Annotated in this window: 17 protein-coding genes; 12 read left to right on the top strand and 5 right to left on the bottom strand. The window is 68.3% G+C overall.

Annotated features, from left to right (window positions below):
* Positions 1–103 precede the first annotated feature (103 nt).
* From MHY20_RS04045 to cimA, 10 genes are all read left to right on the top strand, one after another.
* Complete coding sequence (locus tag MHY20_RS04045; protein WP_259947579.1) at positions 104–1,714, top strand: alanine/glycine:cation symporter family protein; 1,611 nt, start codon at positions 104–106, stop codon at positions 1,712–1,714.
* 82 nt (positions 1,715–1,796) lie between these two features.
* Entirely contained in the window at positions 1,797–3,629 is a 1,833-nt protein-coding gene (ilvD, locus tag MHY20_RS04040; RefSeq protein ID WP_239375001.1) for a dihydroxy-acid dehydratase, read from the top strand.
* A 274-nt stretch (positions 3,630–3,903) separates the two neighbouring features.
* Entirely contained in the window at positions 3,904–5,661 is a 1,758-nt protein-coding gene (locus MHY20_RS04035; RefSeq protein WP_183373973.1) for an acetolactate synthase large subunit, read from the top strand.
* A gap of 3 nt (positions 5,662–5,664) precedes the next feature.
* Positions 5,665–6,198 carry an acetolactate synthase small subunit gene (gene ilvN / locus MHY20_RS04030; RefSeq protein ID WP_239374999.1) on the top strand — a complete coding sequence of 178 codons (534 nt, stop codon included), beginning with the start codon at positions 5,665–5,667 and terminating at the stop codon, positions 6,196–6,198.
* An 83-nt stretch (positions 6,199–6,281) separates the two neighbouring features.
* Positions 6,282–7,313: a ketol-acid reductoisomerase gene (ilvC, locus tag MHY20_RS04025; RefSeq protein ID WP_239374998.1), complete on the top strand. Its 1,032-nt coding sequence runs from the start codon at positions 6,282–6,284 to the stop codon at positions 7,311–7,313.
* Between the two features lie 70 nt (positions 7,314–7,383).
* Positions 7,384–8,700: a hypothetical protein gene (locus MHY20_RS04020; protein WP_239374996.1), complete on the top strand. Its 1,317-nt coding sequence runs from the start codon at positions 7,384–7,386 to the stop codon at positions 8,698–8,700.
* Between the two features lie 94 nt (positions 8,701–8,794).
* A complete protein-coding gene (serA, locus tag MHY20_RS04015) occupies positions 8,795–10,399 on the top strand; it encodes a phosphoglycerate dehydrogenase (RefSeq protein WP_239374994.1) in 1,605 nt (534 codons plus the stop codon).
* A 31-nt stretch (positions 10,400–10,430) separates the two neighbouring features.
* Positions 10,431–11,468: a 3-isopropylmalate dehydrogenase gene (locus MHY20_RS04010; protein WP_183373989.1), complete on the top strand. Its 1,038-nt coding sequence runs from the start codon at positions 10,431–10,433 to the stop codon at positions 11,466–11,468.
* A gap of 61 nt (positions 11,469–11,529) precedes the next feature.
* A complete protein-coding gene (locus MHY20_RS04005) occupies positions 11,530–12,609 on the top strand; it encodes a branched-chain amino acid aminotransferase (RefSeq protein WP_239374992.1) in 1,080 nt (359 codons plus the stop codon).
* Positions 12,610–12,616: 7 nt separating this feature from the next.
* A complete protein-coding gene (gene cimA / locus MHY20_RS04000; protein WP_239374990.1) occupies positions 12,617–14,218 on the top strand; it encodes a citramalate synthase in 1,602 nt (533 codons plus the stop codon).
* A 46-nt stretch (positions 14,219–14,264) separates the two neighbouring features.
* On the opposite strand, the gene MHY20_RS03995 is transcribed toward cimA, so the two are convergent.
* From MHY20_RS03995 to MHY20_RS03975, 5 genes are read right to left on the bottom strand one after another with little or no spacing between them, the layout of a single operon-like run.
* Positions 14,265–15,461 carry a PLP-dependent aminotransferase family protein gene (locus tag MHY20_RS03995; RefSeq protein WP_239374987.1) on the bottom strand — a complete coding sequence of 399 codons (1,197 nt, stop codon included), beginning with the start codon at positions 15,459–15,461 and terminating at the stop codon, positions 14,265–14,267.
* Entirely contained in the window at positions 15,458–15,994 is a 537-nt protein-coding gene (locus MHY20_RS03990; RefSeq protein WP_183373997.1) for an arsenic metallochaperone ArsD family protein, read from the bottom strand. The genes MHY20_RS03995 and MHY20_RS03990 overlap by 4 nt, the downstream gene beginning before the upstream one ends.
* Before the next feature lie 38 nt (positions 15,995–16,032).
* The gene (locus MHY20_RS03985; RefSeq protein ID WP_239374984.1) at positions 16,033–18,594 is read right to left on the bottom strand and encodes a DUF3516 domain-containing protein; all 2,562 of its coding nucleotides are present in this window, start codon (positions 18,592–18,594) and stop codon (positions 16,033–16,035) included.
* Between the two features lie 50 nt (positions 18,595–18,644).
* Complete coding sequence (locus MHY20_RS03980; RefSeq protein WP_239374981.1) at positions 18,645–19,484, bottom strand: HAD family hydrolase; 840 nt, start codon at positions 19,482–19,484, stop codon at positions 18,645–18,647.
* A 40-nt stretch (positions 19,485–19,524) separates the two neighbouring features.
* A complete protein-coding gene (locus MHY20_RS03975) occupies positions 19,525–20,502 on the bottom strand; it encodes a 3-methyladenine DNA glycosylase (protein ID WP_239374978.1) in 978 nt (325 codons plus the stop codon).
* Positions 20,503–20,564: 62 nt separating this feature from the next.
* Here MHY20_RS03975 and MHY20_RS03970 point away from each other — a divergent pair, with 62 nt between their 5' ends.
* Complete coding sequence (locus tag MHY20_RS03970; protein ID WP_239374975.1) at positions 20,565–21,350, top strand: fumarylacetoacetate hydrolase family protein; 786 nt, start codon at positions 20,565–20,567, stop codon at positions 21,348–21,350.
* 38 nt (positions 21,351–21,388) lie between these two features.
* On the top strand, positions 21,389–22,912 hold the full coding sequence (gene gltX / locus MHY20_RS03965; RefSeq protein ID WP_239374973.1) for a glutamate--tRNA ligase: 1,524 nt from the start codon (positions 21,389–21,391) through the stop codon (positions 22,910–22,912).
* Positions 22,913–23,009 lie beyond the last annotated feature (97 nt).

The following is a 23,009-nucleotide window of genomic DNA, read 5'->3' as shown; positions in this document are numbered from 1 at the left end:
GTGTCGTTCATCCATCCGCACCCTCTGGTGTTGAAGTGGACGAGTTCACACGCAAAGATCGATTGCGGTCCCAACTTCCCAACCGCTTGAACCAGGAGATTCTGTGGCTGCAGGCTCGATCGACCAGTTCCTTGAGGACACGTTCAAACCGTTCGCGGACGGACTGTCCTCCATCGTATTCTACGCTCCCGTCGTCGCGGGGGTCGAAGTGCCGATCATCGTCCTCTGGTTGATCGCCGCTGCCCTCTTCCTCACGGTGTGGCTGCGCTTCCAGCCGATCACCGGCCTCGGCCACTCCCTCCAGGTGATCCGCGGTCGGTTCACCAAGAAGACCGACCCGGGAGAGGTGTCCTCCTTCCAGGCGCTCGCCACGGAGCTGTCCGGCACCGTGGGCCTCGGCAACATCGCCGGTGTCGCCGTCGCGATCTCCATCGGCGGGCCCGGGGCCGCTCTGTGGATCGTGCTGTTCGGCTTCCTCGCCATGAGTGTGAAGATGGCCGAGGCTACCCTCGGCGTGAAGTACCGCGAGGTCGCTGAGGACGGCACCACCTCCGGCGGCCCCATGTACTACCTCAAGCACGGCCTGGCGGAGATCGGCATGCCGAAGTCCGGCCGCGTCCTCGCGTTCATGTACGCCCTGTTCGCCGCCATCGGTGTGTTCGGTGCCGGCAACCTGTTCCAGTCCAACCAGGCGGCGATCATCCTCGCCGACCAGACCGGGTCGGACTTCCTCAATGACAACCGCTGGGTCGTCGGCGTGGTCATGGCCGCCCTGGCAGCGCTCGTCATCATCGGCGGCATCAAGTCGATCGGCCGGTGGACCTCCAAGATCACCCCGCTGATGGCGCTGGTGTACCTGATCTGCGTCCTCGCCGTCCTCATCGCCAACATCACCCATGTGCCCGATGCCTTCCTGCGCATCGTCACCGGCGCGTTCTCACCGGAGGGCGTGGCCGGCGGTGCGGTCGGCGTCGCCGTCGCCGGCATTCAGCGAGCCCTGTTCTCCAACGCCGCCGGCGTAGGCTCCGCCGCCATGGCGCACTCCGCCTCGAAGACGAAGCACCCCGCTACCGAGGGCTTCACCGCCATGTGGGAGCCGCTGGTCGACTCCGTCATCATCTGCACCCTGACCGCGCTCGCGATCACCGTCACCGGCGTGTACGAGCACGGTGACGCGGACTCCGACGGCATCGTCCTCACCTCGCAGGCGTTCGCGACCGTCGCCTCCTGGTTCCCGTACGTCCTCACCGTCGCCGTGATCCTGTTCGCGTTCTCCACGGTGCTGAGCTACTACTACTACGGCCAGCTCGCGGTCACCTTCATCGTCGGCAACCGCGCCTGGGTGGTGCGCGCCTTCCAGGTGGTGTGGATCCTCGCCGTTGTGGTGGGCTCCGCGATCTCCCTGGAGTCCGTGATCAGCTTCTCCGACTCCCTGTTCTTCCTCATGACGGTGCCGAACCTGCTGGGCATCTACCTGCTGTCCAAGGTGCTGCGTCTGGAGATCCTCCGTCACCGCGTGAAGGTCACCACCGGTGCGATCGAGCAGGTGGATCCGGAGCTCGCGGTCGGCATGGGCGATCACGATCCGTCCCAGGAGCAGATCGCTGCCGCGGCTGCCGAAGAGGATCGGGAACAGCAGATGCTCGACGCGGTGCAGGAGCGCCTCGCCGCGGATCCGGACTACCCGAGCACGCAGGCGCAGGAGCGGGACTGACCTGCGGCCGACGGGGAGCCCCCGGGCGTCCGCGGTGTGGGACGACTGTTCCGAATCGCGAACGCCCGGTAGTCTTGGGGCCATGCCTCATCTGCGTTCACGAACCTCGACCCACGGCCGCAACATGGCCGGAGCCCGCGCCCTCTGGCGTGCCACCGGCATGGAGTCCGGTGACTTCGGCAAGCCCATCATCGCGATCGCGAACTCGTACACGCAGTTCGTGCCCGGCCACGTCCACCTGAAGAACATGGGCGATCTCGTCGCCTCCGCGATCAAGGAGGCCGGCGGCGTCTCCAAGGAGTTCAACACCATCGCGGTGGATGACGGCATCGCCATGGGCCATGGAGGCATGCTCTACTCCCTGCCGAGCCGTGATGTCATCGCCGACTCCGTAGAGTACATGGTCAACGCGCACTGCGCCGATGCCCTGGTCTGCATCTCCAACTGCGACAAGATCACCCCGGGCATGCTGATGGCCGCGATGCGGCTCAACATCCCCGTGATCTTCGTCTCCGGCGGACCGATGGAGTCCGGCAAACCCGTGGACGGCGCGGTGGAGCACCGCACCGATCTGGTCGATGCGATCGCCCTGTCCGCGAATGAGGCCATCACCGACGCGCAGCTCGCGGAGATCGAGGAAAGCGCCTGCCCCACCTGCGGCTCCTGCTCCGGCATGTTCACCGCCAACTCGATGAACTGCCTGACCGAGGTGCTGGGCCTGTCCCTGCCGGGCAACGGCTCCACCCTCGCCACCCACGCCCTGCGCCGGAACCTGTTCCTGGACGCGGGCACGCAGATCATGGAGCTGACCCGCCGCTGGTACGAGCAGGACGATGAGTCCGCCCTCCCGCGCAGCATCGCGAACAAGGCGGCGTTCACCAACGCCATGAGCATGGACGTCGCCATGGGCGGCTCCACCAACACCGTGCTGCACATCCTCGCCGCTGCGATCGAGGGAGGGATCGACTTCGACCTCGAGGACATCGACCGCCTTTCGCGCAACGTGCCGTGCCTGACGAAGGTAGCGCCCAACGGCACCGCCCACATGGAGGACATCCACCGTGCCGGCGGCATCCCCGCCATCCTCGGCGAGCTCGACCGCGCCGGACTGCTCGACCACAGCGTCACCAGTGTCCACTCGCCGGATCTGCGCACGTGGCTGGACCGCTGGGACATCCGCGGGCAGGACCCGCCGGAGGAGGCGCTCCAGCTGTTCCGGGCCGCCCCGGGCGGGGTCCGCACCACCCAGGCGTTCTCCTCCACGAACCTGTGGAAGGAGCTGGACACCGATGCCGAGAACGGCGTGATCCGCTCCGTGCCGCACGCCCACACCAAGGACGGCGGGCTCTGCGTGCTCACCGGCAACCTCGCCGCCGAAGGAGCCGTCATCAAGACCGCCGGCATCGATGAGGAGCTGTTCCACTTCGAGGGCCGCGCCGTGGTGTGCGATTCGCAGGAGCAGGCGATCGAGAAGATCCTCTCGAAGAAGATCGTGGACGGCGATGTCGTGGTGATCCGCTACGAGGGTCCGCAGGGCGGACCGGGCATGCAGGAGATGCTGTACCCGACCTCATTCCTGAAGGGCCGCGGCCTCGGCCGCACCTGCGCGCTCATCACTGATGGCCGCTTCTCCGGCGGCACGTCCGGCATCTCCATCGGCCACATCTCCCCGGAGGCGGCGGAGGGCGGCGTGATCGGTCTGGTGGAGGACGGCGACCGGATCGTGATCGACGTGGACACCCGCCAGCTCCGGCTGGAGGTGTCCGATGAGGAGCTGCAGCGTCGCCGCGAGGCGCGCGGGGAGCTTCCGTGGCGCCCCGTCGGCCGGGACCGCGAGGTCAGCCAGGCGCTCAAGGTGTACGCACACCTGGTCCGCTCGGCGACCTACGGGGCCACGCGCCGCCGCCTGGACTGATCGGCCGACGGGTTCTGTCGACCCGATGAGCTCCCGCTCATCAGGCGCCCCCGCTCCCACTGGCCGCTGTCCGGGACGAGATCTCAGGATGCGGACCGCACGTGGGGGAGGGGGCGCCTCACGTATGATGTTCGTCATGCAGAGCATCATTCTTCTTGCTGTACCCGTGCGCGGCTGACGCCCCTCGGTCACATCACTCTGATGCCGCGCACCCCTCGAAGCCCTCGGGCCGAGGGGTTTTTCATTGCACGAGCCTGAAACTGGAGGAGGCCCGATGACTGGGAACACCGTGACGGGGGCCGAGTCGCTGATCCTGTCCCTGGAGCATGCGGGAGCCGAAGTCGTCTTCGGCCTGCCGGGCGGTGCGATCCTGCCCGCCTACGATCCGCTGATGGATGCGAAGAAGCTGCGGCACATCCTCGTGCGCCACGAGCAGGGCGCGGGCCACGCCGCCAGCGGCTACGCGCACGCCACTGGCAAGGTGGGCGTGGCGATCGCGACCTCCGGGCCCGGCGCCACCAACCTCATCACCGCCATTGCGGACGCTCAGATGGACTCCATCCCCATGGTGGTCATCACCGGCCAGGTGGGCTCCTCCTTCATCGGCACCGACGCCTTCCAGGAGGCGGACATCGTCGGCATGACGATGCCGGTCACCAAGCACAACTTCCTCGTCTCCGATGCCGACGAGATCCCCATGACCATCAAGAAGGCGTTCCACATCGCCTCCACCGGCCGCCCCGGCGTGGTGCTCGTGGACATCACCAAGGATGCGCAGCAGGCGCAGACCACGTTCGAGTGGCCCGAGGAGGTGGGCCTGCTCGGCTACCGCCTGCCGCCGCGCCCGCACCCCAAGCGCCTGCGCGAAGCCGTTGAGCTGATGCTGACGGCGCGCCGCCCCGTGTTCCTCCTCGGCGGCGGTGTGCTGCGCGGCCGCGCGACCAAGGAGGTGCGCGAACTGGTGGACGAATCCGCCATCCCGTTCGTCACCACGCTGATGGCCCGCGGCGCCCTGCCCGATTCCCACCCCGGGCACCTGGGCATGCCCGGCATGCACGGCAGCGTCTCCGCCGTGTCTGCGCTGCAGCGCGCTGACCTGATCATCGCCATCGGCGCCCGCTTCGACGACCGCGTGACCGGACGTCTCGACTCGTTCGCGCCCGGCGCGAAGATCATCCACGCCGATGTGGACCCCGCGGAGATCTCCAAGAACCGCGAAGCGGATGTGCCGATCGTGGGCGAGGCCGCCGAGGTCGCCGTCGGCATGCTGAAGGAACTGCGCGCCGCCCTCGAGGAGGACGACCCGCGCGACTACGAAGCCTGGTGGTCGGTGCTGGAGAACCTGCGCGAGACCTACCCGCTGGGGTGGACCCAGACCGCCGACGGCTACACGGCGCCGCAGAAGGTGATCTCCCGCATCTCAGCGATCTCCGGGCCGGACTCGATCTACGCCTCCGGTGTGGGGCAGCACCAGATGTGGTCCGCGCAGTTCATCGACTTCGAGAACCCGTACACCTGGCTGAACTCCGGGGGCCTGGGCACCATGGGCTATTCGGTGCCCGCCGCCATGGGCGCCAAGGTGGGTCGCCCGGACATGCCGGTGTGGGCGATCGACGGCGACGGCTGCTTCCAGATGACCAACCAGGAGCTCGCCACCTGCGTGATCAATGAGATCCCGATCAAGGTCGCGATCATCAACAACTCCTCCCTCGGCATGGTGCGCCAGTGGCAGAACCTGTTCTACAACCAGCGCTACTCGCACACGGACCTCAACACCGGTCACGGCACTCGCCGGATCCCGGACTTCGTGAAGATGGCGGACGCCTACGGCTGTGCGGGCCTGCGCTGCGAGCGCGATGAGGACATCGACGACACGATCCGCGCGGCGATGGAGATCAACGACCGACCGGTGGTCATCGACTTCACCGTCAGCGCGGACGCGATGGTGTGGCCGATGGTGCCCGCGGGCGTTTCCAACGACGAGATCCAGATCGCCAAGGGCATGACCCCCGAGTGGGAAAGGGAAATCTGAGCCATGACTCTCACAGTGAACCCCGAGAACGCGCACACGCTGTCAGTGCTCGTGGAGGACCGCCCCGGTGTGCTCGCCCGCGTCTCCGCGCTCTTCTCCCGCCGCGGCTACAACATCTCCTCGCTCGCGGTGGGGCCGACGGAGTATCCGAACATCTCTCGGATCACCGTTGTGGTGAACGTTGACCAGCAGCCGCTCGAGCAGATCACCAAGCAGCTGAACAAGCTGGTCAACGTCATCAAGATCATCCAGCTGGACCCGCGCCAGTCGGTGTCCCGCGAGATCGTGCTCATCAAGGTGAAGGCGGACAACGATTCGCGCACCTCGATCCTGGAGATCATGCAGATGTTCCGCGCGAAGGTGGTGGATGCCGCGCCGGACGCCGTGACGATCGAAGCCACCGGCACTGCGGACAAGATCGCCGCGCTGCTGGGCATGCTGGAGCCCTTCGGCATCCGGGAGATCGTGAAGTCCGGTGCGGTGGCGATCGGCCGCGGCGGCAAGTCGATGACGGATCGGGCCCTCAAGGGCCTGTGATCCCAGACTGCAAGACCCCTGACCACAGACTAAGACGCCGGCTCTAGACTGGCACCACCCACCAACCTGAAGGAGTTCCTCCCATGGCAGATATGTTCTACGACGACAATGCGGATCTCAGCATCATCCAGGGCCGCAAGGTCGCCGTGATCGGCTTCGGCTCCCAGGGCCACGCCCACGCCCTCAACCTGCGCGACTCCGGCGTCGACGTCCGCATCGGCCTGAAGGAGGGCTCGAAGTCCCGCGCCAAGGCCGAGGAGCAGGGCCTGACCGTCGGCACCGTCGACGAGGTCGCCCAGTGGGCCGACGTCATCATGATCCTCACCCCGGACCAGCACCAGCGCACCGTGTTCGCCGAGTCGATCAAGGACAACCTGAAGGACGGCGACGTCCTCCTCTTCGCCCACGGCTTCAACATCCGCTACAACTACATCGAAGCGCCCAAGGGCGTGGACGTGGCCATGGTCGCCCCGAAGGGCCCGGGCCACACCGTGCGCCGCGAGTACGAAGCCGGCCGCGGCGTCCCCGTCATCGTCGCTGTTGAGCACGACGAATCCGGCAGCGCCTGGGACATCGCCCTGTCCTACGCGAAGGGCATCGGCGGTCTGCGCGCCGGAGGCATCCGGACCACCTTCACCGAGGAGACCGAGACCGACCTCTTCGGCGAGCAGGCTGTTCTCTGCGGCGGCATGAGCCACCTCGTGCAGGCGGGCTTCGAGACCCTCACCGAGGCCGGCTACCAGCCCGAGATCGCCTACTTCGAGGTGCTGCACGAGCTCAAGCTCATCGTGGACCTCATGGTCGAGGGCGGCATCTCCAAGCAGCGCTGGTCCATCTCGGACACCGCTGAGTTCGGCGACTACGTCTCCGGCCCCCGCGTGGTCGATGAGAACGTCAAGAAGAACATGAAGGCCGTGCTCGAGGACATCCAGAACGGGGACTTCGCCAAGCGCTTCATCGACGACCAGGACGGCGGTGCGAAGGAGTTCGCCGAACTGCGCGAGAAGGAAGCCGCCCACCCGATCGAGGGCGTCGGCAAGGAGCTGCGCGGCATGTTCTCCTGGAACGCCAACCAGCTCGACTCCGACTACACCGAGGGCTCCGCAGCCCGCTGATTCCGGCCCTCGCCTCCGCTGGAAGCCGTCCGCCCTCCGGGGCGGGCGGCTTTCGCCTATTGTTGTGGCCATGGTCACCACGAGCCGTCGCGCGCTCCTGCGCACCGCCACCGCTGTCAGCGTTCCCACCGCCGTCGCCGCCGGACTGTCCGGATGCGGGGTCATCGCCAGCCGGAGCAGCGGTGATCCGCAGACCCCGTCGGCCGACGGGTCCTCCCCGTCCCCGCAGAGCCCCAGCGCCTCACCGACGCCCCGGCAGCCGTTCGACGGATGGGGCCGCATCGCCGATCTCGACACTGTCGACCTCGACCTCGCGGCACTCGACGCGGTAGCGAAGCTGTCACCGAGCTCCACCTCGCGCACCGACCGCTTCGGCAGCTGGCGGGCCCCGCAGTTCGCGAAGGATTCGCCCATCACCCAGCCGTCGCTCACCGAGCGCAGGCAGAACGGGAAGCCGCCGTTCGGAGACGACGCGCTCCCCGGCAAGCTCCTCACCGCTTCGGTGCGCACTGTCCTCGACTCCCCGGTGGCGTTCGAGAAGACCAACGAGAGGCACACGGAGGCCAGTCCGGAGATCATTGCGGCGATCGGTGAAACGGCTGACCCCCACGCCCTCGACGAGATCTTCCAGAGCGTGGGCCTGAACGGAGGTCCCGAGGGCGGCGAAGGATTCCTGGACCAGCTCGACGCCGAACCGGAGCCGTACTCGCCGAACGAGATCCGCTTCCACATCGGAGCCTCCGGCGCAGCTGTGCGCGCAGCCGGCATTCAGGTGTCCGAAATGCCTCTGGTGGAGGCCGCCGCGGTGGGGTACTACCCGATCGTCCTGTCGGACGGCACTACGAAACTGCTGATGCGCACGGTCGGACTGAGCTACGGCGCCTCCGATGCTCAGGCGCTTGTGGGAGCAACTCTGCAGAGCGGCACGATGGTGCACGTCAAGGACGCGGACGCGGTGCCGCAGCACCCCGGGGTCGGCTCGGTGCCGGCGGACTGGACGGCGATCACCCACGCCGGTCTCAGTCTGAAGGTGCCGCCCGCGTTCGCCGACGGTGCCGAGGCGCTGGACACCAGTGTCGGAGCCCGGGTCGGCGACGAAACGGTCCAGGTGATGCAGTTCTGCCTCCCGTCGACGGGACCGGTGCCGGTCATGCATGTGGACGCCGCAGCGCGCGTCGACGTCCCCGGCGCCGACTACGTCGTCGCTGCAGCGAGCACCTCCGCGGCCGCGTCCTCGCTGGGCTCCACGCCGCTGGCGGTGATCCTGGTCGCCACACCGAAGGACCAGTTCTGGATCGACGTGATCGCCCCCACGGCGGAACGGCTCGAGGAACTGGTGGAGGGGATCATCGCATCGCTGTCGTTCGATGAGGGGTCCGCTCTCTGAACGGTCCACATGCTGAATGCTGAGACGGCGTGAGACGGCCGGCTCCTAGGATCGATCACGGATCACCCCTTCCACCCCATCGGAGGCACCCACCGTGACGAATCCCGTCGTTCTGATCGCCGAAGAGCTCTCACCCGCCACCCGCGCCGCCCTCGGCGACGGCGTCGACGTCCGCACCGTGGACGGCACCGACCGCGTGGCCCTCCTGGACGCCGTCTCCGACGTCGACGCCCTGCTGGTCCGCTCCGCCACCACCGTGGACACGGAAGTGTTCCAGCACGCCCCCAAGCTCAAGGCCGTCGCGCGTGCCGGCGTGGGCCTGGACAACGTGGACGTGGACGCCGCCACCTCGGCCGGCGTCATGGTGATCAACGCCCCCACCTCCAACACCGTCTCCGCCGCCGAACTGGCCATCGCCCACATGCTCGCGGGACTGCGGCACATCGCCGAAGCCAGCGCCTCCACGAAGGACGGTCGCTGGGAGCGCAAGCAGCTCACCGGTCTCGAACTGTTCGAGAAGACCGTCGGCATCGTCGGCTTCGGCCGCATCGGCCAGCTCGTCGCCGAGCGCCTGCAGCCCTTCGGCGTCGAGCTGCTCTGCTACGACCCCTACGTCTCCAAGGCCCGCGCCGCCGAATTCTCCGTCACCTCCGTGACCCTCGAGGAGCTGATGCGCCGCGCCGACATCCTCACCATCCACATGCCGAAGACACCCGAGACGACCGGCATGATCGGCGCCGACCAGTTCGCCGTTGCCAAGCCCAGCCTCCATGTCGTCAACGCCGCCCGCGGCGGCCTCATCGACGAGGACGCGCTCTACGACGCCCTCACCACCGGTCAGATCCGCTCAGCAGGTCTGGATGTGTTCTCTGCTGAGCCCCCGTCGGCCTCCGAGAGCGCCAGCCGCCTGCTCACCCTGCCGAACGTCACCCTTACGCCCCACCTCGGCGCCTCCACCGATGAGGCGCAGGAGCGCGCCGGCGTGGCGGTCGCGAAGTCGGTGCGGCTTGCCCTGGCCGGTGAGCTGGTGCCGGATGCCGTGAACGTCTCGGGCGGCGAGATCGCGAAGTCCGTGCGCCCCGGCATCGCCCTCGCCGACCGCATGGGCCAGGTGTTCACCGCCCTCGCCGACTACTCGCCCTCGAAGCTCAAGGTCATCGTGCGCGGCGAGATCGCCGAGAAGGACGTCTCCGCGGTGAAGCTGTCCGCCCTGCGCGGCGTGTTCCGCCCGATCGTGGACCAGACCGTGTCCTACGTGAACGCCCCGGTCCTCGCCGAGCAGCGCGACATCGACGTGGAGCTCGTCACCGACACCCACTCGGAGCGCTTCCGCAACGAGATCGAGCTGCGAGGCACCCTCTCCAGCGGCCGCATCGTCTCGGTGGTCGGCACCCTCGCCTCCAAGACGCAGGAGCACAAGCTGGTCGGCATCAACGGCCACCAGCTGGATGTGCCGCTGAGCGATCACATGCTCGTCATCACCTACCGGGACCGCCCGGGCATCGTCGGCCAGATCGGTGCGGTGCTGGGCGGCGCCGGCAGCAACATCGCCGGCATGCAGGTGTCCCGCGAAGCCGACTCCGGCAGTGAGGCCCTGGTCGCCCTCAACCTGGATCGGCCCGCCACCGGCGAGCTCGCCGCCACCGTCCAGAGCTCCATCGACGCCACCCGCGCAGCTGCGGTCAACGTCTCCTACTGACCCACTCATCCTCGGAACAGAAAGAGGCTCCATGTCCTCGCTCAACCTCGCAGTCATCCCCGGCGACGGCATCGGCCAGGAGGTGATCCCCGAAGCGCTCAAGGTCCTGCAGGCCGCGCTCGAGGGCACCGACGTCCAGCTCACCACCGAGGAGTACGACCTCGGTGCTCGCCGCTGGCACGCCACCGGCGAGGCCCTCCCCGACGAGGACATGGAGGCCCTCGCCCAGCACGATGCGATCCTGCTGGGCGCCGTCGGCGACCCCTCCGTCCCCTCCGGCGTCCTGGAGCGGGGCCTGCTGCTGCGCCTGCGCTTCGCCTTCCAGCACTACGTGAACCTGCGACCCACCGTGCTGCTGCCGAACGTTCCCTCCCCGCTCGCCGATCCGGGCGAGGTGGACTTCCTGGTGGTCCGCGAGGGCACCGAAGGGATGTACGTCGGCAACGGCGGCACGATGCGCGAAGGCACGGCCGACGAGGTTGCGACCGAAGTGTCGCTCAACACGGCCCTCGGTGTGGAGCGCGTGGTCCGCTACGCGTTCGAGCAGGCGCAGGCGCGCCGCAAGCGCCTCACGCTGGTGCACAAGCACAACGTGCTGGTGCACGCCGGGCACCTGTGGCGGCGCATCACCGACGAGGTCGGTGCCGAGTACCCCGAGGTCGAGGTCGACTACAAGCACATCGACGCCATGATGATCCACCTGGTGGACTCCCCGTCCCGGTTCGACGTCATCGTCACCGACAACCTCTTCGGCGACATCATCACCGACCTCGCGGGCGCGATCTCCGGCGGCATCGGACTGTCCGCCTCCGGCAACCTCAATCCGTCCGGTGACTTCCCCTCGATGTTCGAACCGGTGCACGGCTCCGCCCCGGACATCGCCGGGCAGGGCATCGCGGACCCGACCGCGGCGATCCTCTCCGCTGCCCTGCTGCTGGACAGCCGGGGCCTGACGGACGCCGCCGAGCGCATCCGCTCCGCTGTGCACGCCGACCTCGCCGCCACCGCGCCCGGCACGCGCTCCACCACCGACGTGGGCGACGCGATCGCCGCCGCAGTCCGCGCCTGACACCATCCGTTCCGCAGGCAGCAATCGCCTCTGCTGCCCGCCCCGCACCAGGGAGCCCGCCATGACCTACACACCGCCCACAGCGCCGCGCCGCACCAGTGACGAGCGCCGCGCCGAGATCCTCGCTGCACCCGGCTTCGGCAACCACTTCACCGACTACATGGCGCATCAGCGCTGGACGGTCGGCGAGGGCTGGAGCAGCGGCGAGGTGCTGCCCTACGGGCCGCTGAACATCGAGCCGGCCAGTGCCGTGCTGCACTACGCGCAGGAGATCTTCGAGGGCCTCAAGGCGTTCCGTCACGCCGACGGCTCCGTATGGACCTTCCGCCCCGATATGAACGCCCTGCGCTTCCAGCGGTCCGCTGAGCGCCTGGCCCTGCCGCCGCTGTCCACCGCGGACTTCATCGCCAGCCTTGAAGCCGTGGTGCAGGCCGATGAGCCGTGGGTGCCCCGCGGTGGGGAGAAGTCGCTGTACCTGCGTCCGTTCATGTTCGCGAACGAGAACTTCCTGGGTGTGCGCGCCTCCCACACTGTGGACTTCTACACGATCGCCTCACCCGCCGGTGACTACTTCCCGCGCGGCGTGCAGCCGCTGACGGTGTGGATCTCCCCGGACTACGCCCGGGCCGGCCGAGGCGGCACCGGCTTCGCGAAGTGCGGCGGCAACTACGCCTCCTCGCTGGAGGGGAAGAACTCCGCTGTGAGCCAGGGCGCTGACGAGGTGATGTTCCTCGACTCCGAGACCCACACCTTCATCGACGAACTGTCCGGTATGAACGTGTTCGTGCTCCACAGCGACGGCCGCCTCGTCACCCCGCAGCTCACCGGCTCGATCCTGCCCGGCGTGACCCGCGATTCGATCCTGGAGCTGGCTCCCGACCACGGCCTCACCCCCGTGGAGGAGCGCATCGACATCCATCGGCTCGCTGAGGACATCGCCTCCGGTGAGGTGCTGGAGATGTTCGCCGCCGGCACCGCCGCGGTCATCAACCCGATCGGGAAGCTCGCCTCCGAACAGGGGGAGTGGACCATCGGCGACGGCGGATCGGGCGAGACCACGATGGCGCTGCGTCGCATCCTGACGGACCTGCAGTACGGCCGCATTGCTGACGACCGAGGATGGATGCACCGACTCGTATGATGCACCCATGACTGCCTTCCACATCTACGACACGACCCTGCGCGACGGCTCCCAGCAGGAGGGCCTCAGCCTGTCGGTGCAGGACAAGCTGCGGGTCGCCCGTCTGCTCGACGAGCTCGGCGTCACCTACATCGAAGGCGGCTGGCCGGGCGCGATTCCGCGCGACACCGAGTTCTTCCAGCGCGCCGAGAGGGAGCTGCGGCTGCGTCACGCCCGGCTGGCGGCGTTCGGCGCGACCCGCCGCGCGGACACCGCTGTGGAGGATGACGAGCAGGTGCAGGCGCTGCTGGACTCCGGCGCCGGGACGATCACGATCGTCGCGAAGTCGGATATCCGCCACGTCACCGACGCTCTGCGCACCACGCCGGAGGAGAACCTGGCGATGGTGACGGACACCGTCGGCCATCTGCGGGAGGCGGGCCGCGAGGTCTTCGTGGATGCGGAGCACTTCTTCGACGGCTTCGACTGCGACCCCGACTACGCCACCCGCGTGGTGGCGGCGGCGCTGCGGGCGGGCGCCGCCGTGGTGGTGCTGTGCGACACCAACGGCGGGATGCTGCCCCACCGGGTCACCGAGATCCACGCGGAGCTGCGGGACCGTCTGGAGGCCGACGGGATCCGGGACCCGCAGCTGGGCGCTCACATGCACAACGACACCGGTTGCGCGATCGCCAACTCCCTTGAGCTGGTGCGCGGAGGCGCGATGCACGTGCAGGGCTGCATCAACGGCTACGGTGAGCGCACCGGCAACGCTGATCTCATCTCCGTGGTGGCGAACCTACAGTTGAAGATGAAGCGCGACATCGTGCCGGCGGCCGCGCTGGAGGACGCGACCCGCATCGCCCACGCGATCGGTGAGATTGCGAATATGCCGACTCAGCCGCGCGCACCGTACACCGGGTCGAGCGCGTTCGCCCATAAGGCCGGTCTGCACGCCTCGGCGATCCGGGTGGACCCGGATCTGTATCAGCACATCGATCCGCGCCACATCGGCAATGACATGCGGATGATCATCTCCGATATGGCGGGACGCGCCTCGATCGAGCTGAAGGGCCGGGAGCTCGGCTTCGACCTCGCCGGCAGCAAGGATCTGCTGGCGCGCCTGGCCCGCACTGTGAAGCAGCGGGAGGCGGCCGGGTACAGCTATGAGGCGGCCGATGCGTCGTTTGCGATGCTGCTGATGGATGAGATGCGCGGCGCTCCGTCGTACGCGCAGGTGGAGTCGTGGCGGGCCACGAGCCACCAGTTCCGCGACGGCTCCGTGGAGTCCGAGGCGACGGTGAAGCTGAAGGGCGATGGCCGCTTCGGGCGCGAGGTGACGATCGCTGAGGGCAACGGTCCGGTGCATGCGCTGGACTCGGCGCTGCGCACGGCGCTGTCGCGCAGCTACCCGCAGGTCCTGACGTTCGAGCTGCAGGACTTCAAGGTCCGCATCCTCGACTCCGAGGTGGGCGCGTCGGCGATCACGCGTGTGCTGGTCACCACCGCGATCCCGGGGGAGACGTTCACGACCGTGGGCGTGGGGCCGAACATGATCGAAGCCTCCTGGGAGGCGCTGTTCGATGCCTACAACTACGGCCTGTACCGCCTGGAGCTCGGCTCGATCTGACCGGCTCGGCTCGATCCGGTCATGCGGGGCTCCCGCGCCGGCCGGGTCAGATCGGCTGCTCGAGGGTGCGGTCGATGACGCCCACGAGTCGGTCCATCGATTCCGCGATGACGTCGGGGGAGTGGGTGACGAAGCTGAGCCGGAGCGTCGAGAAGTCGGGGTCCTGCGCGAAGAACGACCAGCCCGGCAGGTACGCCACGCCGGCGTCGCAGGCGTCGGCCAGCATGTCCTGGGCGTTGATGCCGGAGCCGAGCGATGCCCAGAGGAACATGCCGCCCTCCGGGTAGGTGATGTGGGCGCTGTCCGGGAGACGGCCCGAGAGGGCGTCCGCCATGGCGTCGCGACGGTGCCGGTACACGTCGATCACCTGCGCGACGTGTCCCTCGAGGTCTTCGGTCTCCAGGTAGCGGGCCACGGTCAGCTGGTCCACCACGGAGGACTGCATCGAGATCGCTGACTTCGCCACGGCGAGGGTCTGCCCGATGGGGCCTTCGGCGCGGGTCCAGCCGATGCGGACGCCCGGGCTCATCAGCTTCGACATCGAGTTCATCAGCAGCGTCTGCTTCGACAGCCCCGGCAGCGACGCGATCGGCGCAAGCGCCTCACCGGAGAAGCGCAGGTCCCCGTACGGGTCGTCCTCGATGAGGGCGAGGCGGTGGCGCAGCACGATCTCACCGACCTGTTCGCGGCGGGACATCGGCATGGTGCGCCCCGTCGGGTTCTGGAAGCTCGGGATGAGGTACAGCGCGGCGGGGGAGTGCTCGCCGATCGCGGCCTCGAGAGCGTCCGGCAGGACCCCATGGTCATCGCACGGCACCCCGATGACCCGCGCTCCGTGCGCAGCGAACGCCTGCACAGCGGCGAGATAGGTGGGGGACTCCACGAGGATCACATCGCCCTCGTTGAGCAGCGCCTGCGCGGCGATGAACAGGCCCTCCTGGGACCCTGACGTGATCTGCACCTGGTCCGCGGAGGTGGGCAGGAAGCGGGACATCCGTGCCGCGGCCTGTTCGCGCATCTCGGCTTCGCCTTCGGTGACGCCGTACTGCAGGGCGCGCTGTCCCTGATGGGTGAGCACCCAGTCGTAGCAGCGCCGCACCGCGTCGAGGTCGAACAGGGCAGGGTCGGGGATGCCGCCGGCGAAGGAGACGACGTCCGGCCGGGCCGCGAGGGCGAAGATCTCTTTGACGGGGGAGGTGGCGAGGCCGCGGTAGCGGTCTGCGACGGGGAAGTCGAAGGTCACCGGCCGCTCTCCTCGCCGCCCGGGGTGGGCAGGCCGTCGCCGGTGTCGCCGCCCATGAGGTTGCGGCGGGCGCCGATGTCCGGCGCGTTCGGCTCGGGTCCGCGCAGCATGGCGGCGAGGCCGGCGGGCTTCTGCCGGCCGACGGGTGCCGTGCCCTCGCCCGTGCCGTCGGCACCGCCCTGGCCGGCGCTTCCCCGGCCGGGTGCGCAGGCGTTGGAGGGGCCGCGCGGCGTGTCCTTCTCGGTGGTGGCGAAGCGGCGCATCTTCTCAGCGGTGGGGTAGGCGTACACGCCGAGGATCTCGCTGCCGAGCAGGGTGATCGGCAGGATGTCCTCACCGGAGACGTCGATCATGTCCTTGACGTGCTCGCAGGCGGTGAACGCCTCCGGCTGGTCGTCGGTGGAGTAGACCAGGATCGGCAGGCCCTCCGCGCGCAGCTCCTCCACGGTGGTGAGGAACTCGCTGCGCTCCTGGAGGGAACCGTCGGCCTCGGCGCTCTCGCGCCCGGGAATGAAGATTTCGACGTCGTTCATGCGCTCCAGCCTAGTCGCCGGCTCTGATCACGGCGTGCTCAGCGCCAGGGCGCCTTCGCGATGTCCCCGGCGTACTCCATCGACAGGGCGAGCTCCCCGGCCTCATCGGAGGCGTCGACATCGAGCACGGCCTGCAGAACGAAGTCGTTGTTCTCATCGGGGTCCATGACGGTCTGGGTGATCAGCCACTGCTTCGACTCCTTCGTGATCCGCAGCAGGCGCGGATCGCGGGCCTGCGGCTCGATCACGACATGGTCGTACAGGTCATAGAACTCGTCCATGGCCTCGCCCCAGCGGTCAGCGTCCCAGTCGTCGTCACCGAGCTGGCCGAGGTCCTCTTCGCGCTCGAAGGCGAAGTCCTCCACGCGGCGCCACATCGCCTGACGGATCATCGTCTCCACCACCTTCGTCTGGGCCGTGAGGGCGCGCGGGGAGTCGGGCCGGATCTCGTCGGCGCCGTCGTGGCCGTCGCCGTCCTCCGGATGGGCGAGCGCCTCCCATTCGTCCAGCAGGGAGGAGTCCACACCGCGCACGAGCACGCCGAGCCATTCGATGATGTCCTCGACCTCGTCGGTGCGCAGCTCCTGCGGCAGAGTGCGCCTCAGGGTCTGATAGGCGTCCGAGAGGTACCGCAGCACAATGCCCTCGGAGCGGATCAGCTGATACCGGGAGACGAACTCGCTGAATGTGGAACCGGTCTCGAACAGCTCCCGCACGATCGACTTCGGGGAGAGGTCATCCAGCGGCACCCAGGGCCGTTGCTTCGCGTAGATCTCCAGCGCCGCCTCCAGCTCCTCCGCCAAGGGCTTCGGCCACGTCACCTCGTCCAGTAGCTGCATCCGCTCCTGGTACTCGACCCCGTCGGCCTTCAGCTCCGCCAGCAGACGGCGCTTCGCGGTGCCCTGCTGGGCGAGCAGGATCTGCCGCGGGTCCTCCAGGATCGCCTCGATCGTGGAGACGGTGTCCATCGTGAGGTCCGGGGAGTCCTCATCAAGGGAGTCGAGGAACGCGATCGCGAACGGCGCCAGCGGCTGGTTCATCTGGAAGTCCAGCTGCAGGTCCTCCACCAGGTGGATGCGGCGGCCCTGGTTGTCGGCGGTGCCGGTGACCTCCACGATCTCCGATTCGGTGAGGCCGCGGAACAGCTCGATGGCGCGGCGCTTCAGGGCGAGCTTCTGCGCCGGTGTCTGGTGGCTCGTCTCGATCAGCTGCCGTGCGTGGGCGGCGGCGCTTCCGGGCCGTGCGATGAGCGCCAGCAGCATCGAGGAGGTGATGCGCATGTGGGCGCGCAGCGGCGCCGGAGGGTTCTCCACCAGTTTCGTCAGGTTCGCCTCGGTCCAGTTGACGGCGCCCTCGGGGACCTTCGCCTTCGGCTCTCTGCGCTTCTTCTTCGCATTGTTCGGTGCCTTCCCCGATTCGGCACGGGCCGCGGCGCGGGCCTTCTGCTTCTCGAACTCGACCGTCCACTCGGGCGCCTGCACCACAACGTGCCCCACCGTGTCGTACCCGGCGCGACCGGCGCGGCCCGCGATCTGGTGGAACTCCCGGGAGTTCAGCAGGCGGGTGGTGCGGCCGTCGAACTTCGCCAGCCCCGTCAGCAGCACGGTGCGGATCGGCACGTTGATGCCCACCCCGAGGGTGTCGGTGCCGGCGATGACTTTCAGCAGCCCGGACTGGGCGAGGCGCTCCACCAGACGCCGGTACTTCGGCAGCATGCCGGCGTGGTGCACCCCGATGCCTTCGCGCACCAGCTTGGAGAGGATCTTCCCGAAGCCGCGCGAGAAGCGGAAGTCCCCGATCAGCTCCCGGATCTGCGCCTTCTCGTCCTTGGTGAGGATGTTCCAGCCCAGCAGGTTCTGCGCCTGCTGCAGCGCGTTCGCCTGCGTGAAGTGGACGATGTAGACGGGGGCGTCGCGGCTCTCGAGGATCTCCCTGATGGTGTCCTCGAGGTCAGTGGTGGCCCACCGGAAGTCCAGCGGCACCGGCCGCGGCGCATCCCAGATGGTGGTGACGGATCGGTGCGTGCGCTTGTTCAGGTCCTCTTCGAAGAAGGCGACGTCACCGAGCGTGGCGCTCATCAGCACGAACTGCGCATCGGTCAGCTCCAGCAGCGGCACCTGCCACGCCCAGCCGCGCTCGGAGTCACCGTAGAAGTGGAACTCGTCCATCACCACCACTCCGATGTCGGAGTCGGCGCCGTCGCGCAGCGCATGGTTGGCGAGGATCTCCGCCGTGCACACGATGATCGGCGCATCATGGTTCACCGCGGCGTCACCGGTCATCATGCCGACCATCTCGGCACCGAACATGGAGACGATCTCGAAGAACTTCTCGCTCACCAGCGCCTTGATCGGCGCCGTGTAGTAGGCGCGCTCCCCGCGGGCCATGGCTGCGAACAGCGCGGAGTACGCGATGGTGGTCTTCCCCGACCCCGTCGGCGTGGCCGCGATGACGTGTTCTCCGGCGGCGATCGCCAGCAGCGCCTCCTCCTGGTGCGGGTAGAGGGTGCGCCCCACGGAGGCCTGGGCCTCGACGAAGGCGTCGACGATCTGGTCCCCACCGGAGGACTCGGGCAGGAAGGAGGCCAGGAGAGAGGTCATGCCCCCATTGTCGCAGGCGGGCTGCGCTCAAGCCCCTCAGGCGGCGGCGATCAGATCATTCCGAGCTTCTCGAACGCCAGCTGCACCCCGTGACCGGACGGGCCGGGCACCAGCCAGTCGGACGCATCGATGACGTACTGCGGCGATCCTTCGATGCCCACCCCGGTGCCGGCGGTCCTCAGCATCTTCTCGTCGTTCGCGCCGTCGCCGATGCCGACGGTCGTCGACATCTCCATCCCCAGATGGCCCGCCACGAACCGCACGCCATCGGCCTTGTCGATCCGCGCCAGATGGATCTCACCGGAGGCGAGATCATTGGAGTCCAGTGAGTTCGGCAGTGCGTTCAGCTCCTCGGACATGTCCGCGGCGATCTCGGCGATGGGCCGGCGGCAGCCGAACACCGCGATCTTCGTGATCCGCGGAGTGCGGTCCGTCGGCATGGGGGTGATGTCGCGGATGATGTCGATGGGGCCGTTGCCGATCGAACCGGGCTGCGCTTTCGGCAGGTCCTTCTGCACGGAGCGGATGTAGGAGGTGTAGGCCTCCATCTGATCCGCCGGTACGTGCAGACCGGAGGAGGACTCAGCGACATAGCCGATCCCCTCGGACTGGAGCACATCCACCGCCCGCTCCGCCATCGGAGGCGGGAACGCCTCATCCAGCAGCACTTCGCCGTTCATACGGACATAGGCGCCGGCGGACAGGACGACGCCGTCGAACAGCTCCTCCACCTCGGGCAGCACCATGCCGAGGGGGCGGCCGGTGCACAGGAAGATCAGGTGGCCATGGGCACGGGCGCGGGCGATCGCGTCGATGTGCGCGGGCGGGATGACGCCGTGGTCGGCGAGGGTTCCGTCGAAATCGATGAAGACGGCGCGGCGGTCGGTCACGCGCACTCCTTGGATGGGGGCTGGGCTGGACACCGCCAGCCTATCGGGAGCGGTGCGCGCCGGAGCCCAGGCGGTGCGCATCCTCCTCGGAGCCCGCCGCGATCAGCGGATCCAGGTGCTCCAGGATCCGTCGGCGCAGCTGCTGCGCCCCCTGAGCCAGCTCCTTCTGGCGGCGCACGTACTCCGCCTTCCCCTCCGGGGTCTCGATCGCGACCACCCCGTAGCCGAGCGGCCGCACGTCATACGGGGAGGCCTCCATATCGAGCACACGGGTGCTGCGCGCATGCTCGAAGCAGTCCAGCACGAGGCTGCTCGGCACCAGCGGCACCAGCTTCGCCGCCCACTTGTACAGGTCCATCCCCACGTGCAGACACGCCGGGTTGTCGCGCTGCACCTGGGTCGCCCGCGTGGGCTCCATCGAATTGCGCGGGACGGCTTGCGGCGTGAAGAACCGGAACGCGTCGATGTGGGAGCACACCAGCTGGTTCGCCTCCACCACCCGGTCCGTCTCAGCCTGGCCGAGGCGCAGCGGCAGATCCTCGTGCCGCTGCTGACCCGGCTGCAGCCGGTACACCATCGCCCATTCGTGCAGCCCGAAGCAGGAGAGGTTCGCCGGCCGCACCCCGAGCTGCGACCGGGTCAGGAGCCGATGCATGAAGCGAACCGCGTCGGCCCGCTTCGCGAGGAAGCCGGCGACGTCGGCGCGGCGCACGGCAGCCCCGCCGGCGGGGGAGCGGGAGTCGATGTAGTGCCGACGGGTTCCGTCCTCCACCACGTCCCCGACCCCGGCCAGATCCCGGTCCGCGTCGGCCTCGTAGCCGACTCTCCACCCCGGGTGCCACCGCCGGAGGAACGCGGGGGAGAAGGGGTAGTAGGTGTGCAGGAAGTCCTCCACCGGGTGCTTCTCATGTCGGGCCCGGCGCTCGCGGTGAGCGGCCGTCAGCGCATCGGCGCGCCCTTCGTGCCGAGAGCGCTCAGCGGTCGCCTCCTTGGCGGTGAGAACAGCGGTGAGATCCATGCGCCCCAGTGTACGGACGGGGGCCGACGGGGCCGCCGGAGCACGGGGCCTAGACTGGAGGCATGCGCATTGCACGATTCACCGACGGCTCTGACCCGATGTTCGGCATCGTCCAGGAGAAGGACGGCGTCGACATGGTCTACGGCCTCGCCGGAGACCCCCTGTTCACCGAGATCACGCCCAACGGCGTGATTCGACCGCTGGAGGACGTGCGACTGCTGTCCCCGGTGATTCCGCGCTCGAAGGTGGTGTGCGTGGGCAAGAACTATGCGGAGCACGCGAAGGAGATGGGCGGGGAGGCGCCCGAGCAGCCGCTGCTGTTCATGAAGCCGAACACCGCCGTGATCGGTCCGATGGAGCCGATGTTCATCCCCACCTATTCCGGTGAGGTGTCCCTCGAGGCGGAGCTCGCCGTGGTCATCAAGCAGATGGCGAAGAACGTCGATGCGTCCGCCGCGGCGGGCGTAGTCTTCGGCTACACCTGCGGCAACGACTTCACCGCCCGGGACTCCCAGCGCGAGGAGGACCAGTGGTTCCGCGCTAAGGCGTTCGACACCTCCTGTGCGCTCGGCCCGTGGATCGAGACGGACCTGGACCCGTCGGCCCTCGCGATCGGCTCCGAGGTCAACGGCGAGGCGCAGCAGGACGGCACCACCGCGGACATGATCCACCCGGTCGCGGACATCATCGCCGAGGTCTCCCGCGTCACCACCCTGCTGCCCGGTGACGTCATCCTCACCGGCACCCCCGCCGGGGTGGCCCAGGTGGCCGACGGGGACCGCGTCACCGTCCGGATCCAGGGCATCGGTGAGCTCACCACACCCATCAGCAGCGCCGCGACCCTCTGACACCCTTCCCACCCACAACTCTCCGAGGAGACACACCCGTGACAACCGAGACCGCACCGCAGAGCGCCGACGAGATCCGCGTCCGGTTCTGTCCGTCGCCCACCGGCACCCCGCACGTGGGCCTGGTCCGCACCGCCCTGTTCAACTGGGGCTACGCCCGCCACTTGGGCGGAAAGCTGGTGTTCCGCATCGAGGACACCGACCAGGCGCGCGACAGCGAAGAGTCCTATCTGCAGCTGCTGGACGCCATGCGCTGGCTCGGCATCGACTGGGACGAAGGCGTCGAGGTGGGCGGTCCGCACGGCCCGTACCGTCAGTCGCAGCGCGGTGAGATCTACCAGGACGTGATCGAGAAGCTGAAGGAGGGCGGCTTCATCTACGAGTCGTTCTCCACCGCGGAGGAGATCCAGCAGCGCCACGTGGACGCCGGCCGTCCGAAGGAGTCCGGCTACGACGGCTTCGACCGCGACCTCACCGAGGAGCAGAAGCAGGCGTTCCGCGACGAGGGCCGCGAACCGGTGTGGCGCCTGCGCATGCCGGATGAGGACATCACGTTCACCGATGTGGTGCGCGGCGAGATCACCTTCAAGGCGGGCTCCACCCCGGACTACGTGGTGGTGCGTGCGAACGGCCAGCCGCTGTACCCGCTGGTCAACCCGGTGGACGATGCCCTGATGGACATCACCCATGTGCTGCGCGGAGAGGACCTGCTGTCCTCCACGCCGCGGCAGATCGCGCTGTACCGCGCGCTGATGGCCGTCGGCGTCGCCAAGCGCATCCCCGAGTTCGGCCACCTGCCGTACGTCATGGGGGAGGGGAACAAGAAGCTCTCCAAGCGCGACCCGCAGGCCGACCTCTTCCTCTACCGCGAGGACGGCTTCATCCCCGAGGGCATGGTCAACTACCTGGCGCTGCTCGGCTGGGGCTACTCCGCGGACGAGGACATCTTCACCCGCGAGCAGTTCGTCGAGAAGTTCGACGTCCACGACGTCAACCCCAACCCGGCCCGCGTGGACATCAAGAAGGCGAAGGCCATCAACGCCGACCACATGCGGATGCTGGATGAGGACGAATTCACCGCCCGTATGATCCCGTACCTCGAGAAGGCGGAGGTCACCTCCGTACCGATCACCGAGGAGGAGCTGGACCTGCTCAAGCGCGCCACCCCGCTGGCGCAGCCGCGCATGAACCTCCTCTCCGAGGCGCCCGAGCTGCTCGCGTTCCTCTTCACGGCCGACGAGGACCTGGAGATCCAGCCGGACGCGCTGAAGAAGCTCGGCGATGACCCCGCTGCCGTGGTGCAGCGCGCCATCGACGACATCGAGCACCTCGGCGACTCCGACTTCACCCCGGAGAAGCTGGAGGAGACGCTGCGCGCCTCGATCATCGACGAGATGGGCATCAAGCCGCGCCTCGCCTTCGGTCCGCTGCGCTCCGCCGTCTCGGGCCGACGGGTCTCCCCGCCGCTGTTCGAGTCCATGGATCTGCTGGGCAGGGAGTCCACACTGGCGCGCCTGCGCAGCTTCCTGACGGTGCTGGCGGAGCAGCCTGACCAGGCCTGATTCCTGGTGGCGCGGCCGGCGGACGTTGGCCGCGCCACACTTCTCCGCCTCGGATTGGCATGGTCCCCAGGGGGCATGTAATGTTGTATTCCGTTGC

It is taken from the genome of Helcobacillus sp. ACRRO (assembly GCF_022347125.1).
In the GTDB taxonomy this organism is placed as follows: Bacteria; Actinomycetota; Actinomycetes; order Actinomycetales; family Dermabacteraceae; genus Helcobacillus; species Helcobacillus massiliensis.
Note: the sequence above shows the minus strand (reverse complement) of the source record. Positions and strands in the feature narration are given on the sequence as shown.

Coding starts and splice junctions, on each gene's coding strand:
- MHY20_RS04010 (WP_183373989.1), top strand. CDS start 10,431: ATGTCCTCGCTCAACCTCGCAGTCATCCCCGGCGACGGCATCGGCCAG.
- MHY20_RS03990 (WP_183373997.1), bottom strand. CDS start 15,994: ATGAACGACGTCGAAATCTTCATTCCCGGGCGCGAGAGCGCCGAGGCC.
- ilvN (WP_239374999.1), top strand. CDS start 5,665: ATGACTCTCACAGTGAACCCCGAGAACGCGCACACGCTGTCAGTGCTC.
- MHY20_RS04005 (WP_239374992.1), top strand. CDS start 11,530: ATGACCTACACACCGCCCACAGCGCCGCGCCGCACCAGTGACGAGCGC.
- MHY20_RS04020 (WP_239374996.1), top strand. CDS start 7,384: ATGGTCACCACGAGCCGTCGCGCGCTCCTGCGCACCGCCACCGCTGTC.
- ilvD (WP_239375001.1), top strand. CDS start 1,797: ATGCCTCATCTGCGTTCACGAACCTCGACCCACGGCCGCAACATGGCC.
- ilvC (WP_239374998.1), top strand. CDS start 6,282: ATGGCAGATATGTTCTACGACGACAATGCGGATCTCAGCATCATCCAG.
- MHY20_RS04035 (WP_183373973.1), top strand. CDS start 3,904: ATGACTGGGAACACCGTGACGGGGGCCGAGTCGCTGATCCTGTCCCTG.
- MHY20_RS03985 (WP_239374984.1), bottom strand. CDS start 18,594: ATGACCTCTCTCCTGGCCTCCTTCCTGCCCGAGTCCTCCGGTGGGGAC.
- MHY20_RS03970 (WP_239374975.1), top strand. CDS start 20,565: ATGCGCATTGCACGATTCACCGACGGCTCTGACCCGATGTTCGGCATC.
- MHY20_RS03975 (WP_239374978.1), bottom strand. CDS start 20,502: ATGGATCTCACCGCTGTTCTCACCGCCAAGGAGGCGACCGCTGAGCGC.
- cimA (WP_239374990.1), top strand. CDS start 12,617: ATGACTGCCTTCCACATCTACGACACGACCCTGCGCGACGGCTCCCAG.